This is a genomic window from Vineibacter terrae, from assembly GCF_008039615.1.
GTDB classification, from domain to species: domain Bacteria; phylum Pseudomonadota; class Alphaproteobacteria; order Reyranellales; family Reyranellaceae; genus Vineibacter; species Vineibacter terrae.
Genome location: NZ_VDUZ01000007.1, coordinates 191,781 through 205,792, shown reverse-complemented (window position 1 = coordinate 205,792; position 14,012 = coordinate 191,781). Strand labels below are relative to the sequence as shown.

At 63.5% G+C, this 14,012-nt stretch carries 12 protein-coding genes and 2 pseudogenes; 4 read left to right on the top strand and 10 right to left on the bottom strand.

Translation table 11 applies throughout. The features are described 5' to 3' along the window. Nucleotides 1-17: 17 nt before the first annotated feature. The 4 genes and pseudogenes from FHP25_RS08710 to FHP25_RS08695 all read right to left on the bottom strand — a co-directional run bounded on the left by FHP25_RS08710 (nt 18) and on the right by FHP25_RS08695 (nt 3,572). Nucleotides 18-1,199, bottom strand: coding sequence for a hypothetical protein (locus tag FHP25_RS08710; RefSeq protein WP_147846523.1), 1,182 nt, complete (start codon nt 1,197-1,199; stop codon nt 18-20). A 382-nt stretch (nt 1,200-1,581) separates the two neighbouring features. Beyond that, nucleotides 1,582-2,685, bottom strand: a pseudogene (tnpC, locus tag FHP25_RS08705) (IS66 family transposase); the annotation flags it as partial. Between the two features lie 145 nt (nt 2,686-2,830). Next, nucleotides 2,831-3,151, bottom strand: a complete 321-nt coding sequence (tnpB, locus tag FHP25_RS08700) for an IS66 family insertion sequence element accessory protein TnpB (RefSeq protein ID WP_147846521.1) — start codon at nt 3,149-3,151, stop codon at nt 2,831-2,833. Nucleotides 3,152-3,191: 40 nt separating this feature from the next. After that, nucleotides 3,192-3,572 carry a transposase gene (locus FHP25_RS08695; RefSeq protein WP_231712259.1) on the bottom strand — a complete coding sequence of 127 codons (381 nt, stop codon included), beginning with the start codon at nt 3,570-3,572 and terminating at the stop codon, nt 3,192-3,194. A gap of 107 nt (nt 3,573-3,679) precedes the next feature. Between FHP25_RS08695 and FHP25_RS41795 the strand changes: the two are divergent. After that, nucleotides 3,680-3,984 (top strand): annotated as a pseudogene (locus FHP25_RS41795) (transposase domain-containing protein); the annotation flags it as partial. A gap of 139 nt (nt 3,985-4,123) precedes the next feature. Here the strand turns inward: FHP25_RS41795 and FHP25_RS08685 are convergent. From FHP25_RS08685 to FHP25_RS08660, 5 genes are all read right to left on the bottom strand, one after another. Next, nucleotides 4,124-4,879, bottom strand: coding sequence for a C13 family peptidase (locus FHP25_RS08685; RefSeq protein ID WP_231712258.1), 756 nt, complete (start codon nt 4,877-4,879; stop codon nt 4,124-4,126). A 586-nt stretch (nt 4,880-5,465) separates the two neighbouring features. Further along, nucleotides 5,466-5,783 carry a Sir2 family NAD-dependent protein deacetylase gene (locus tag FHP25_RS08675; RefSeq protein ID WP_147846519.1) on the bottom strand — a complete coding sequence of 106 codons (318 nt, stop codon included), beginning with the start codon at nt 5,781-5,783 and terminating at the stop codon, nt 5,466-5,468. A 98-nt stretch (nt 5,784-5,881) separates the two neighbouring features. After that, nucleotides 5,882-6,229 (bottom strand): hypothetical protein, encoded by a 348-nt coding sequence (locus tag FHP25_RS08670; RefSeq protein WP_147846518.1) that lies wholly within the window; start codon nt 6,227-6,229, stop codon nt 5,882-5,884. Nucleotides 6,230-6,251: 22 nt separating this feature from the next. Further along, on the bottom strand, nt 6,252-6,473 hold the full coding sequence (locus FHP25_RS08665; protein WP_147846517.1) for a hypothetical protein: 222 nt from the start codon (nt 6,471-6,473) through the stop codon (nt 6,252-6,254). A gap of 303 nt (nt 6,474-6,776) precedes the next feature. Next, nucleotides 6,777-7,736 (bottom strand): AraC family transcriptional regulator, encoded by a 960-nt coding sequence (locus tag FHP25_RS08660; protein WP_178133387.1) that lies wholly within the window; start codon nt 7,734-7,736, stop codon nt 6,777-6,779. Between the two features lie 795 nt (nt 7,737-8,531). On the opposite strand from FHP25_RS08660, the gene FHP25_RS08655 reads away from it, so the two are divergent. Both FHP25_RS08655 and FHP25_RS08650 read left to right on the top strand, forming a co-directional pair. Next, on the top strand, nt 8,532-8,873 hold the full coding sequence (locus FHP25_RS08655; RefSeq protein WP_147846515.1) for a hypothetical protein: 342 nt from the start codon (nt 8,532-8,534) through the stop codon (nt 8,871-8,873). Nucleotides 8,874-9,543: 670 nt separating this feature from the next. After that, nucleotides 9,544-10,758, top strand: a complete 1,215-nt coding sequence (locus FHP25_RS08650; protein WP_231712250.1) for an MFS transporter — start codon at nt 9,544-9,546, stop codon at nt 10,756-10,758. On the opposite strand, the gene FHP25_RS08645 is transcribed toward FHP25_RS08650, so the two are convergent. Beyond that, a complete protein-coding gene (locus FHP25_RS08645; protein ID WP_147846513.1) occupies nt 10,742-11,491 on the bottom strand; it encodes a hypothetical protein in 750 nt (249 codons plus the stop codon). The genes FHP25_RS08650 and FHP25_RS08645 overlap by 17 nt on opposite strands. Before the next feature lie 732 nt (nt 11,492-12,223). Here FHP25_RS08645 and FHP25_RS08640 point away from each other — a divergent pair. Then, nucleotides 12,224-14,008 carry a B12-binding domain-containing radical SAM protein gene (locus FHP25_RS08640; RefSeq protein WP_147846512.1) on the top strand — a complete coding sequence of 595 codons (1,785 nt, stop codon included), beginning with the start codon at nt 12,224-12,226 and terminating at the stop codon, nt 14,006-14,008. Nucleotides 14,009-14,012 lie beyond the last annotated feature (4 nt).

The following is a 14,012-nucleotide window of genomic DNA, read 5'->3' as shown; positions in this document are numbered from 1 at the left end:
CAGTGCATCCCCGGGCGTCAACGAGGCTCGATCCCCGACGCCTTCAGCATCGCCCTTAGCTTGAGCCCTATGGCGTCGTACTTGAGTGAACAGGAATTCGGCCAGGAGATCTGAAAGGTCACCGTCTTCGGCGGCTTGTCGCTGGCCGTCAGCATCAGCACCGAAATCTCCGCTTGGGTTACATTCCACTGACCCGTCAGCGGTATCGATCTCTCCACCTCCTCTAGAAGGTCGTACAGAGCCAATGGATTGGCGGCGATATCGGCCTCAAATGTCATGCTGTCGCCGGACCGTATCCGAGACGACAGGCGCAGCTTGCGCACGGCGACACGTAGGATGCCGCCATCCGGTGTATAGACGAACTGAAACCCGCGCGATCGCAGGGGATTCAGATCATAGACCCGCTGATGCTTCGTCTCGGGCGGCAGGTCGTCTAGTTTCAGGATGGCGCGGGCAAAAATGCGTTGCAGCGGCTCGACCGCTTTACGCGCGCCGCGATGGTTGAAATCGAGCGTGCCTTCGTGCTGGGACCAGACATAAACGATCTCGAAGGCGGGATTGTGCGGCCGGCGGCTGAACTGGCCATCGACCCATTCAATGCTCTGCTGACTGTAGTCTTCCGGATAGACGAAAAAATAGTCGCGATCGTCGCGCCGGAGCAGCTCGACCATGCAGCTGCGACCTCGTCCTTCGACCTCGTGGAACCATGTCCCTATGCCGAGAGCTAGCTCGCGACGGCTGTCGCACTCGATTGCTGCCGACACCCGCGGCAGACCCGGACGCTTGCGCCAGTAGGGGAGCGTATCAGCATGGTAGAAGAGCGCGGCGCCCCGCCAAAGGTCGCGATGGTCCAGGAAAACGGACACTGCGCGCTCAAAATGCCCGGGCATCGAGGCAAGCTTGTCAGCAAACGCCTTATAGCTATCTGGACTTGCGCGCATTTGCCACTGCGCTTCGTCAAGGATCGCGCGAGCTCCCTTTTCGCATGCCATATCGAAAACCTCGGTGAATTCTGCCTCCATCTCGTTTCGCACGGCATCGGGCAGCGTGCGCCATGCCTCGAGCAGCTTGTTCGGCCGCGTCTCCGGCATGGCCTCGAAGTCGAAATCGACTAACAGTCCATGCGCCACGAAACAGCGGCGAAGAAGGGCGTTTGGCACCTGCCGAAAGAACGAAGGAATCGAAAAGTGCCGGGCCATGCGCCATCAATCAGCTCCGCGCCGAAGAGCAAGGGCCGCACTACAACCGAGCGTCGCCGGCTGGCGTGAACCGAAAACCTGTTGGCTCACTCCACGGAGCACAAGACTATATCCCGGGAACCTAGACACTCCCTGAGTGCCATGCAAGTGAACTGTTCTAATGCTAAAATGTTGGATTTGCTGCTTTTCGGTCTATCTAGAAATCAACATAACCACCACTTGGTGCAATACATAAGTCAAACATTCGCGCACAATCGATCTGCTTCGCTGTTGTCTCGCCACGCCATGATTCCTGTCGACCGATAAGCCGCCCACCACTCCAAACCATCACGGTGGTGCGAGCGCTGTCATGGTCATGGCCTTGCTCATTGCTAGCGGAGGTCCGACGTTGGCCGGTGTCAAGCCGGCCGATGTCGGGCTCGATCAGGTATAGCTCGGCGATGCGCCGCAGCGCCTCGCCGGCGATCGGGCTGAACGTGCCGGCCCTGGGGTCGTGCAGTTCGTAGAAGTGCCGCCGCACGTGCGCCCAGCAGAAGGCGAAGGTGACCTTGCCGTCCAGCGCCGCCGGGTAGGCACTGTAGCCGTCGACCTGCAGGATGCCGGCGAAGCCGGCCAGATGCGCCGCCGGGCGGATGGCCTTGCGGTCGGGCGCATAGACGTAGACCACGCCCGGCGGGTCGCTGCCACCCCACGGCCGATCGTCGCGGGCATAGGCCCAGAACTTGCCGGTCTTGGTCCGGCCGCGACCGGGGTCGAGCACCGGTGCCGTGGTCTCGTCGGCGAACAGCCGCGCCGACGTCATCAGCAGCGCCAGCATCCGCGCGTGCAGCGCTCGCGCCATGAAGGCGGCGATGCCCATCCAGTCGGCCATCGTCGAGCGGTCCAGCGCGATGCCCTGGCGCGCGAAGATCTGCGCCTGCCGATAGAGCGGTGTATGGTCGGCGTACTTGGCGACCGCCACGTGCGCCACCAGTGCGTCGGTCGGCAGACCACCCGGGATCAGCCGGGCCGGGGCCGGCGCCTGCACGATCGCTTCCCCGCAGGCCCGGCAGGCGTACTTGGGCCGCACCGTCACCCGCATCCGCAGCCGGGCCGGCACCACATCGAGCTGCTCGCTGCGCTCCGCGCCGATGCAGTGCAGCACACCGCGGCAGCACGGGCAGGTCTTGTCGGCGATGTCGAGAAGCACCTCTTCGCGCGGCAGGTGTTCGGGCAGCGCACTGCGATTGACCTGGCGCGGCCGGCGCACATGCGGCGCGGCCGGCACTGCACCGCTTGCCTTCGCGGTTTCGGCCTGCGCTGCCTCGGCCTCAGCGAGCTGTTGCTCCATGTCCTCCAGCGCCAGGGCCAGCTGATCGGCGCCGAGCTTCTCCGAACGCCGGCCGAAGCGATGCCGCTGCAGCTCGCGGATGACCTGGCGCAATTGCTCGATGGTGCGCTCGCGCTGGGCCAGGACATCGCCCTGCGCCTGGCGTTCCGCCTCCAGCTGCTCGACCTTGCTGCGCTCCGCTTGCAGCAGCGCCCGCAGGGCCTCGATCTCGCTGGTGGACGCCGTGCTCATGGGCGGCAACAAACCACAGGCTCTCCCCGGTGTGTACCGTGCTCTGTGCAAGGCAGCGATTCGCAGGCCTTCACGCCGCCACCGTCGGCGCCGGCACGCGCAGCGCATGCATGCGCCGCCAGTCGAGCCCTTCGAGCAACGCCGCAAGCTGCGCTGCGCTCAGGCGCATCACCCCGTCCTGCAGGCGCGGCCAGCGGAACCGGCCATCCTCCAGCCGCTTGCTCAGCAGGCACAGGCCCGTGCCGTCCCAATACAGCAGCTTCACCCGATCTGCCCGCTTGGCCCGGAACACGAACACCACGCCTGAGAATGGCTGCAGCCCAAGCTCCGTCTGCACCAGCGCCGCCAGCGAATCGGCGCCCTTGCGGAAGTCCACCGGCCGGGTGGCCATCAACACCCGCGCCCCTGTCGGCGCTGGCACCGCAAACCCTTCACCGCTCATGCCAAGGACCGCAGCGCCTGCAGCACCGTCGCCACCGTCCTCGGCGCGGCATCAGCTGGCACACGCACAATCGCACCGGCCATCTCCACCACGACGCCGGCCGCCGCCACCGCACATCATCGACCGATCCACAACCACCGGCACAAAGCCGGGCTCTGTGGCCGGGCTTCCCGCCGCTTGCCGCAGCTGCCGGCGCCAGGGTGAACAGCTGTTGAACCGTCAGCCCGTGCCGGCGCGCCACACCGCTGACCGTCGTGCCGCCCCCATAGCTCTCCGCTACGATCTGCGCCTTGGCCGCCGCCGACCAGCGCCGTCGGCGGCCGGCCCCGGTGAAGATCTCCAGCCGGCGCGCTTCGCCGGCTTCCGACATATGTTTATGCTCACTGTCCGACATATGCCCTGCCTCCCTCGCCGAGGGCGGCACCATCCAACATCCCGTGCGGCAAAAGCTAGGTGGGGCCACAACAGCGCTTACTCCTCGACGACGGCCGCATCGAGATCGACTCCAACGCTGTCGAACGCGCTATCCGCTCCGCCGCCCTCCATCGCAAGAACGCTCTCTTCGCCGGCTCCGATGGCGGTGGCGAGCACTGGGCCGTCCTCGGGTCGCTGATCGAGATCTGCAAGCTCAACGCCATCGCCCCCGAGGCCTACCTAGCCTGGCTCTTCGGCAAGCTTGCGCTCAAGCGCCGAATGGCCGACTCGACGAGCTGTTGCCCTGGGCCTACGCCGACCAGATGCGAGCCGCCGCGATCGACGCCACCACGTCAGCCGTCGCGTAAGGCCTCCGCGCGACTGGTGGGGCCGCAACAGCGCTTACGGCTAGCTCATACCATGATGGTTGATCTCGTTGCGCAAGGGCCAACGTACGATGAGAGGCGGCACGTCCATGGCCCAGCTTCGCACGAGGCCGGCACGCACCTACCGCCCAGGGATACGGAGATTGGGAACCGCCGGGCCGATATAGGCTTCCGGCTTCGAGGCGGGCACGCGCAGCCAGTCCTCACGCTCCTCGACACAAGGCAGAGCCTGCTCAAACATCTCGCGCCACGTGGCGACGCCGGCATCATACGCCTTGATCAGACAACGCTCGAAATTCAGGTGCCGCTCGGTCGTCGTGGCGCCATAGGACACTGTAGTCGGCGATGCCGACGCCAGCACGATCCGCTTCGGGTGGCGGGTCATGGCGGTGGTGATCATCGCGCCGCTGTAGCAGCCCGACAGGATGAGCACCTGGGGACGGTCGCCGCACGACTCCGTGACATAGCGGTCCAGGTCCCTGGCCGTCAGGTACTGCTGGCTCTTGTCGAGGGCGAGGAAGATGCCGCGACGATTGGCGTGAGACGTTATAAAAAAGAGGCAGGCGGCAGTTTGCGGACCGGCAATTCGTGCGAAGGCTGCGCGGATCTCGTCGTGGGTCGTTAGCGCCGCGCCAGAGCGGTCGGCATGCTCGGGTGTGGCCGTGAGCACGCGGACGTTGCTGACACCCACGCGGCGCAGGCGTTCAGCGATATCCTCTGTGGCGTAGTCGTAGTTCGCTTTATCATTATGTCCTGCTGCCAGCAGGACACCCCAATGTGCCGGCGTAAGGCCGACGCCGAGCGACAGTTGCACAACCTCGCGCGTATCGGCACCGGCGATGCGCAACGGCAGCGCGCACAGAGCCAGGAGCGCCACCAAGCAGCAAAATGGACGAACGACACAGCGGCCCCCCGCCACCCACAGTATCGGGATTCGCACCTGACCTCTCCCCGACAGAGTTCAGATCTTTCCACTACTGCAACTTCACATAAGGTGCCTTAGCCAAGGCCCTCCGTCACTAGACAACAAGAGCCGATATTTGCATTTTTGCTGTCTGGAGCCGGCGCTCTTGTCGCTATCGCTGTTGCCTCTCCCATGCCTGCACCTGCCGCTCGGCCTCCTCGCGCGACACGCCGTAGCGCACCTGGATCCTGCCGATGAGCTGATCACGCCGCCCCTCGATCTCGAGAAGGTCGTCGTCGGTCAGCTTGCCCCCTTTGCTCCTTCACGACGCCTTTGGTGTCCGTCCAGCTCCCCTTGATCTTCTCCCAGACCGACGGTGGTACGGTCGTGGATGGCGGATTGTTGGCTTGAGCCATCGCCGGCACGGCTACCAACGACACGCAGCCCAGAGTCAACGCGAGCATGATCGAACGCATGATCTCTCCAGCATCAATCAGCCGGACAACGCCCGCAGCTCACATGCGTTCCGGCGCGCGGCGGCGCGCCATTGCCGACGCTGCTATCTCCAGCCGCTCTTGAGCAGCTTCTCGACGTAAGCCGGCACGACCTCGGTCGCCGGACCATAGACGCGCTCGCGAAACAGCGAATGACCGTCCGACGGCTTGAGATTCAATTCCGCCGTATGGGCGCGCGGCACGTGGCGGCGGACATGCTGCACGAAGCCGGCAGCGGGGTAGACCATGCCCGAGGTACCGACTGACAGGAACTGGGTGCAGCGATCGAGCTCGGCATAGATCTCGTCCATGCGCAGCGGCATCTCGCCAAACCACACGACGTGCGGCCGCAGTTGTCCCCTGGCGCCGCAATGGCCGCACAGCGTCTGGGTATCTCGTCTTCAATGCCTACCCGTTCGGCGGATCCGGCCGTGAAGGACCCGCGATCGGTCCGATCGGGGACGACCGCAAGAAAGTTGCGTCACCGCGCGGTCGCGCGCGCCTGGTCGAGGGCCTGCACGAAGTTGGGCCCGAAGACGCGCGAGACCGTCGTGCCGACCGTCCGCTTGAAGCCGAAGGCAGGCTTCACCTGCACGTCGGCCTTGAGCCAGTACAGGAATTGGATCGGATGCCGCTTCTTCGTCACCCGTCGCACGATGCCGACGCCGCCCGGCGTCTTCATCAGGAACACCCGCGGCTTGCCGCGCAGGCCCGCCGGGCGTTCGCCGCGCGGGATCATGCCGCGCTTGTTGCGTCGCGCTTCCGACGGCACGGCGACACGCGAGTGGTCGCGCGCCGTCTTCGTGCCGCCCGTCTCCTGGCGCGCCATGAACGGCTCGAGCGAACCGACCTCAGCCGTGAGCGCCGTCTTCTTCGCCGGCTTGATGCGGATCCCGCTCGGTACCCAGTTGTTGCAGGGTGAAGCGGTTTGGCAGGTCGGCTCGCACCTCGCGCTGCGCGTCCTGCGCCGTCTTGGTCAGCGCCTTGGCCTTGGCGAAAGGGAGCTGTCGCTCCTCAAGGTCAGCGTATGCGCGGATGATCCTGTCGACATCCGAGGACACGTCGATCCGCATGACGCCAACCATTAACGGAAAGCGCCCGGCGGAGGGTCGGGCCGGGCGCAACTGTCGAGAGTGACGAGAAGATGCCGATAACCTGTCCGGCCCGCATACCTATCGAACCTCGAGTCGAGGCTCCAATGACGCGGCGGCGAGGCCGTGCGGGGTGCTCATGTCCCAGGCCACAACAACGACAAGGGCTATTGCCACGAAGGCGAAGAAGGCAGCCAACAGCCTAGCCTGAAGCTCCCGAGACATCGCTCCCTCCCACGCTCGGACAACATGGCCCCTTTCACCCACAGCAACTGACGCTTAAGCCTACCCGAGTGCGTTCTTGGCCGCTCGCAACGTGTCAGACGGCCGCTCACCAAACAGCCGGGTGTACTGGCTCGTGAACCGGCTCAGGTTCTCGAATTCATATTGGAAGGCGATGGTCGTTACGCTCGACTTGGATCGCCAGCCGCCGCGCAGATCATGCCGGGCGCGATTTAGACGTTCCGCCAGCATGTACTGGGACGGGCCGACGCCGATGACCGACCGAAAGGCATACTCGATGGCGCGGTTGGTGATGCCGAGCTCCCGTGCAAGGCTTGCGACGGTCACCTTGCGCGGGCCAGCCCGATGAATCGCTTCCAACGCCGCCAGGGCGGCGTCGTATCGGGCAACGCGGTGTAGTGACGAGATTCTCCGTGTTGGCGGTTCGCTACCGAGGACCGCCAGCAGGTGTTGCTTCAGACGCTGTCGAAGCGCACCCGCCCACTCTTTGGCCTCATCCGCATCATCTATCGCCGGCCGGGCGGAGAGAAGCGCCTGTGTCCACCCGATGAGCGCGTCAACCGCCGTCGGATCGGAAGGGAGCAGGTAGTGATCTGGCGTAAGGTCCGCATCCAGGGCGTCAGCCACCCCAGGAGCCCAGCGTGCCAGCGTGTCTCGATGAATACTGATGAACAGCGTGTCCCACGGGTCATGAGAAACGACGTGCATTTCCCGGCCCGGTACGATCAGTCGGACGGTACCCACCGGCACATCGATGCCGCACCAGCGCTTGGGTGAGAGGTCAATGGCGAGCGATGGCCAATCGGTACGTCTCGTCGACCTGCAGGCCGAACCAAGCCCAAACCGGGTCCGATGCAAGATCACATCGCCAGCATCGAAGCAGCCGTGGTCGATTTTCAGTTGACCCACAGAAAGCTGGACGAACGTCGTCTCCCAACCCTGAAGCTCCTGCGTGAAGTCACCGAAATCACTGAACTGCTCAAAGCGACACAGATACTCCATAACGCTCCCCCTTCCTCTCGGAAGACCGCTACGCAACATGTTCTAGTTGGAGGGGGATACGTACGTAGTTTGTTAATCTGGATCAGAAAGACGAAGGCGAGCCGTTACTATAGCGTAGCTGTTACGGTTTTGGTACCGGTCGCTTTCGCCTGTCAATCGAAAGGGTCAAAGGGAGGACACTGGCTTCATTGGCGCTATTCGGGGCGTTCATTGGCAGCGGCCTCGAACGCTTGTGCTTCCGCGTCGTAGAGCTAACAATCTCGTCGGCGATGCGGCGCCTCTCGTAGGTGGCTCTCGCTTCCAGGAGCGTTGCCAGCATGGCCTGCAAGACCTGGAGCAGCTCAGCCGCTTTCCGAGGGTTTTCGGCACGCCCTGATGAGATCAGCTCGTTCTGCCTGCGGATCAGAAACTCAGCCTCCGCAATGCGTTCCTCTACCCGAAATGTCCTTCTACCATTTCGGCCATCTCCTGGGTGGGTAACGGACCTGACGCTCCGGCACTGACAGCATTCAAAAGTGAGGACTTCATGAGGGGCGATGCGATGAGGGGCTCGCTGCACCAGCGACAGCGTGTTGCTCCCGCACTGCCAGCAGACGGACAACCTTCGGATGCTCGCCTCTGTCTCACAATTGGACATCGACGTCCCCCGCGCTTCTCCCAAGCACCACTTCGGGGGCGAGGAGCTCAATGGCACATCGGCCACGAGGACGTCGTCCGGCCTGGCAGCGAGTGTCGGCATGATACCATCACTCCACTTCTTGTAGCAATTGGACCTAGGGGCAATTGGGACTACCCATGGTGGCGCAAGCCTGGGCATCAGGTGACGCGCATGCCGCGCGGCGAGGCGTGAGAAACTCGTGCGGGCTCGACCATGCCGGCCTGGATCGACTGCTCCTCGCGCGGCGCGCTCTCGCCGCACACCCTGGCGCGGCGCTGCGGCGACCACAGGTCAGCGACGTCCTCGAGCGCCAGGTGAAGACGCTGGCCGGTGTGCCGGACGTCAGCCGTCTTGGCCCTCCCGCCCTGCCCAAACACCGCCACCGCAACCTCCTCGATGCTGTTGCCGTCGACGACGACGGATCGAACGACGCCGGCATCGGGTACGCCGAGCGCCGTTGCGCCAAGGCCGGCCCGTGACCCCGCGCCGGCCTTCGTGTTGGGTGGCTCATCTCCGATCAGCGCAGCCCGACCGCCGAAGCCTATCGAGCCCTGTACCAAACGCCCGAGTGGCGCGCATTGAAGCGCCGACGCCTCGGGCGACCGCGTCTGCCCGTCGCAAGCCAGGCAATAGGTCCGGCGAATATTGAAGGGTCACAAGACCGGTAGGGACATCGGCTTCCGTCAGTGGACCAACCCAGAAGGGCCAATCTGAGTCAATCATGTCCGGTCATGGGGGCCAGCAGACGAGTCTAACCAGGGCTGAAACTGACGCAATTGACCCACAGCGGTCATTCTGTGTCCGTTTATCCGACCGCCTCGCTGGGCAGACCCGCGATCCCGTTGCCCCCGTACAGCGTTCTGAAGTAGGCTTTCAACTTGGGTTATATGCTGGCGTAAGCAATAGTCGTGCTCCCATTCAATCTGGAACCTGTTCGCGTCTCGGATAGCCCAGTCGCATGACGCGCCGGAAGAATTAGGCGGCACCCATCAGTGGCTGCGACGCCGGCGGCAGCGTGGTCGCCTCGCACGAGCGCCGCGAGTACTTCTCCCGCCGGTTCTGGTTCACCTTCCATTGCCGCGGGAACTGCCCTTGCGGCCATCAACACGAATGGTGATTCCTTTGACGTCAATGCGCACACAAATCGGGATGCTCGTCGTCGCCACGAGCATCATACAACTCGCCAACGGCTTCTTCGGAACCTTCGTCTCATTGCGAGTGGCGATCGAGAGCTTCGACGTCCCGGGCCTGGTGCTCAGCGCCTATTTCGCGGGTTTTACCTTCGGTGCGTTTCGTTGCAACACAATCATCGAACGGATCGGCCACATTCGAGCTTACGCAGCATTTGCCGGTTTGGTCGCCGTCGCTGTTGCCATGATGCCGCTCCTGATCGGATCGCTCGCCTGGGTCGTCCTGCGCGCGATCGTTGGTTTCGGTTGTGCGGGTCTCTTCGTCACAACAGAAAGCTGGCTGACCGCAAAGGCCCAGCCATCCGAGCGGGGACGGGTCTTCTCGATCTATATGGTCGGCACGTTCCTCGCTCTTGCGCTGGGCCAGCTTTTGATAATTCGAGCGGATATCAAGGCGGCGGCGCCGTTCAATGTGATTGTCGCATTGTTCGCTGTGGCACTGACCATGGTTACCTCGGCCCGCGCTGAGCCTCCCCGAGTGGGCCCTGAGGCTGTGCTGCCGTACGGTGTGCTCGCGCGAGCCGCGCCGATCGCTGTGACCGGCTGTGCCCTGAGCGGGCTCGTCGGTGGTGCCTTCTACTCGCTCGTTCCGGCTTGGATGCAAAATCAAGGCACCCCACGAGAGACCATCGCGCTCTTTATGCTCGTGGCTGTGCTTGGCGGATTTGCATTCCAAATACCCGTCGGTCGCCTCTCCGACCGGTTCGACCGTTGCATCGTGGTGGCATTCCTAGGTCTTGGCTTTGCGGGCACTGCCGTTGTTATGGTTTTCTTGCCGCGCAACCTGGCTGCGATCCTGCCAGCCGCCGTCTTGCTCGGCGGATTCATGTCAACACTCTATCCTGTCTGCGTCGCTCATGCGCACGATCGCATGCCGGCTGATCGGGTCGTGGCGGTAAGCGGGCGGCTTATCCTGGTCAGCGGAATCGGCTCGGTGCTGGGGCCCCTCATCGGTGCGGATCTAATGGCGCGCTTTGGAATTGACGGCGTCTTCTACTTTATGGCCGCCGCGGTACTCCTGCTGGCGCTCGTAGCCGGCTTCGGAAGTTTGATAACGCGACCTCCAACGCAGGTGGAAGCACCTTTCGCGATTCTGACCCCCCAGGCGGGGCCGCTCGCGCATGATCCGTTCGACCCCTTGGACGGGCCTTCGCACCTCAATGATCCACGATAGACTTGGTCTCCATCTTCGATTCGAGCAAACCGTCTTGGATCATGCGAACCAACAGTTTCCTTGCGATCTGCTCCAGGGCGACTGTTTGCGTCGGGGTCAAAAACACGGTCGCCGTGGTAGCTTCGCCAGACGACTCCCAGACGATATGACCGGCCTTCGAATCCCAGACCTGCAACCACAGCCGCAGCGTCGTCACCCTGTTCCTGATCAACTTAAATCCAGCCAGTTCAAACTTATCGAGTATCTCTTCGTCCAATTGTGCGAGCCCTGGCAGCAGCACGTACTGCGCGCCAAGTCCCGAGCCAATCCGTTGCAACTGCTGCCGGTCCAGCATTCCAGTCCGCGCAAAACCTGCGCGCAAGTCAGCATACTCTGTCGCCAATCCCTTATCCGTAAGCCGGTTCAGCGTCTCGTGGGTGGGAATTGCGCGAACGGGTGGATTTACTTCGGCAAGCGCACCGCTGAGCGCGTGGGACAGGGCGGGGCTTAAGCCTTGGAGATTGCTCGGTGCCACGAATGCCAGCACCACTAACGGCATATGGGCCACATCCCTCGTATTGAATGACGCAGGTTTTGGTGTCGAGGTGGCATACGTATCCGAAAGATACGGAGGACCGCAGCCTGCGAGCAGCATTATCACCATGGTTAACAATGCCCAGCCAAGCCGGTCCACAATAGACTTTGCTTGCCGCACACTTGTCGAAGCACGAGCGCCGACGTCGTCGTTAGGCATCTTCTCCTCCACCTTGTGGGGACGCCAGACGCGCAGCCGAAGTTCGATCCTAGGTGCTGCTCCGCGGGGCGATCAAGCCCCGGCGGCCACAGTGAAGGTCTGCAAGCTGATAACCTACTTGATGCAGCGTTCCGGAAACCACCCACTAGCCACGGAGTTAATGGGCAGTCGATGACCATCTGCAGCGCCGGCGGACTGGGCCGAGCATCCCGCCTTCGGAATTGTTCGTTCCGCTCCGTCAGGACCTGCTTCAGGTCCTTCATCCTCGTCGCCCGCTGTTACCTCGGCTCTCGGCAAGCTCGACCAGCGGACAGCCAACCGGCCGCAGACGCAGGAGCACTTAACCACAGCGACGGCGGTGTACCGCGAGACGGATATGCGGTTCTGGAGCAGACGGAGGTGCAGGCGTGTCGGTCCTCCGGCCTCTGCGCCTCTGCCGGTTCACTTGCCTCGCGGGCCCAAGCATGGGGCGGCGTCCATGCAATAGCTCCACCTCGACAGAAAGGTTGAAGGCCTCTCAATCCGTTATTTGCTGTATCTTCCATATTGGATTGTCAGCTATGATTTAACTACCTTAGGGGCGTTGGGGGATTTCCCGGTGATATCGACTTCGGCGCTGACGCGGCGGACCACGACCGTGGCCTGCCGCGCGGGACTGCGGCCCAGCCGGGTGCGCGCTTGATGCCCGGCTCTTCCGACAACAGGGGCAGCGATCCCAGGGGCGGAGATGTCATGGCCTCTCCCGAGCTGTTCCATTTCGTGATGATCAAGCCGACGCACTACGATGACGACGGCTACCCGATCCAGTGGCTGCGCTCGGCCATCCCGGCCAACACGCTGGCGGCGGTTCATGGCCTGGCGCTCGATTGCCAGAAGCGCAAGGTGCTGGGCCCCAACGTCGACATCCGTCTGAGCGCCTACGACGAAACCAACTACCGCATCCGGCCGCGCAAGATCGTGGCCGCCATCAGGCGGGCCGGCGGCCGTGCTTTGATCGGCTTCATCGGCGTGCAGTCCAATCAGTTCCCGCGAGCGATGGATCTCGCGCGGCAGTTCCTGGACCTCGGCATGCACGTCGCCATCGGCGGCTTCCACGTCTCCGGCTGCATCTCCATGCTGAAGGAGCTGCCCGAGGAGATCCGCCGCGCACAGGAGATGGGCATCTCGATCTTCGCTGGCGAATCGGAGGACGGCGGCCTGGAAGAGGTGCTGCGCGACGCCTGGGCCGGCACGCTGAAGCCGGTCTACAACCGCATGAAGGACCTGCCGTCGCTGGAAGGCCAGCCGGTGCCGATGCTATGGCGCGATGCGGTGCGCCGCACCGAGGGCCGCCGCTCGAGCTTCGATCTCGGCCGCGGCTGCCCGTTCCAGTGCTCATTCTGCACCATCATCAACGTGCAGGGCCGCAAGAGCCGATTCCGCACGCCCGACGACCTTGAGCTGATCATCCGCGACAACGCCAAGCAAGGCGTGCGTAAGTTCTTCATCACCGACGACAACTTCGCGCGCAACAAGGACTGGGAAGCGCTGTTCGACAGGATGATCCAGCTGCGCGAGCAAGTGGGCCTGAAGTTCAAGCTGGTGATCCAGGTCGACACGCTCTGCCACAAGATCCCGGGCTTCATCGAGAAGGCGGCCAGGGCCGGCGTCAACCGGTGCTTCATCGGGCTGGAGAACATCAACCCCGACAACCTGATGGCGGCCAAGAAGCGCCAGAACAAGATCACCGAGTATCGCTACATGCTGCAGAAGTGGCGCCAGTATGGCGTCACCACCTACGCCGGCTACATCCTGGGTTTCCCCAACGACACGCGCGAATCGATCCTGCGCGATATCGACATCATCAAGCGCGAGCTGCCGGTCGACCTGCTGGAGTTCTTCATCCTGACACCGCTGCCGGGTTCGGAGGACCACCGGAACCTGCTGAACAGCCGGATCTGGATGGATCCCGACCTCAACAAGTACGACGTCCACCATCGCGTCACGCACCACGCCCGTATGTCGGACCAGGAGTGGGAGCAGGTCTATGAGGAGGCTTGGCACTCCTACTACAGCCCTGAACACTTCAGGACCGTGATCAGCCGCGCCGCGGTCCTGCGCGACGGCCGGCCGCGCTCCCGCATGCGCCTGATGATGTGGTTCATCATGATGTTCCGCATCGAGAAGGTGCATCCGCTCGAGGGCGGCATTTTCCGGCGCAAGCACCGCACCGATCGCCGCAGCGGCATGCCGATCGAAAGCCCGCTCGTTTTCTATCCAAAGTACTGGGCCGAGACGGCGGGCAAGGCGTTGCGCTACGCCAGGATGGCCTACGACGCCTACAGCATCTACCGCAGCGTCGCGCGCGACCCGGCCAGGGCCTCGTACACCGACATCGCCATCACGCCGCCCAGCGCCGACGAGCTGGAGACGCTGGAGATGTTCAGCACGACGTCCGGCGGCAAGGCAGCCGTCGCCAAGAAGCACCGCGACGACGACCAGCGCGCCAAGGTGGCACGCCTGCAGGCAGCGGAGTAGTTCC

What these genes read in the sequence shown, in the direction of transcription:
- FHP25_RS08710 (WP_147846523.1), bottom strand. Translation starts at nt 1,199, where the DNA reads ATGGCCCGGCACTTTTCGATTCCTTCGTTCTTTCGGCAGGTGCCAAAC.
- tnpB (WP_147846521.1), bottom strand. Translation starts at nt 3,151, where the DNA reads ATGGCCACCCGGCCGGTGGACTTCCGCAAGGGCGCCGATTCGCTGGCG.
- FHP25_RS08695 (WP_231712259.1), bottom strand. Translation starts at nt 3,572, where the DNA reads ATGTCGGAAGCCGGCGAAGCGCGCCGGCTGGAGATCTTCACCGGGGCC.
- FHP25_RS08670 (WP_147846518.1), bottom strand. Translation starts at nt 6,229, where the DNA reads ATGGCGCGCCAGGAGACGGGCGGCACGAAGACGGCGCGCGACCACTCG.
- FHP25_RS08665 (WP_147846517.1), bottom strand. Translation starts at nt 6,473, where the DNA reads ATGCGGATCGACGTGTCCTCGGATGTCGACAGGATCATCCGCGCATAC.
- FHP25_RS08660 (WP_178133387.1), bottom strand. Translation starts at nt 7,736, where the DNA reads ATGGAGTATCTGTGTCGCTTTGAGCAGTTCAGTGATTTCGGTGACTTC.
- FHP25_RS08655 (WP_147846515.1), top strand. Translation starts at nt 8,532, where the DNA reads ATGGTGGCGCAAGCCTGGGCATCAGGTGACGCGCATGCCGCGCGGCGA.
- FHP25_RS08650 (WP_231712250.1), top strand. Translation starts at nt 9,544, where the DNA reads ATGCTCGTCGTCGCCACGAGCATCATACAACTCGCCAACGGCTTCTTC.
- FHP25_RS08645 (WP_147846513.1), bottom strand. Translation starts at nt 11,491, where the DNA reads ATGCCTAACGACGACGTCGGCGCTCGTGCTTCGACAAGTGTGCGGCAA.
- FHP25_RS08640 (WP_147846512.1), top strand. Translation starts at nt 12,224, where the DNA reads ATGGCCTCTCCCGAGCTGTTCCATTTCGTGATGATCAAGCCGACGCAC.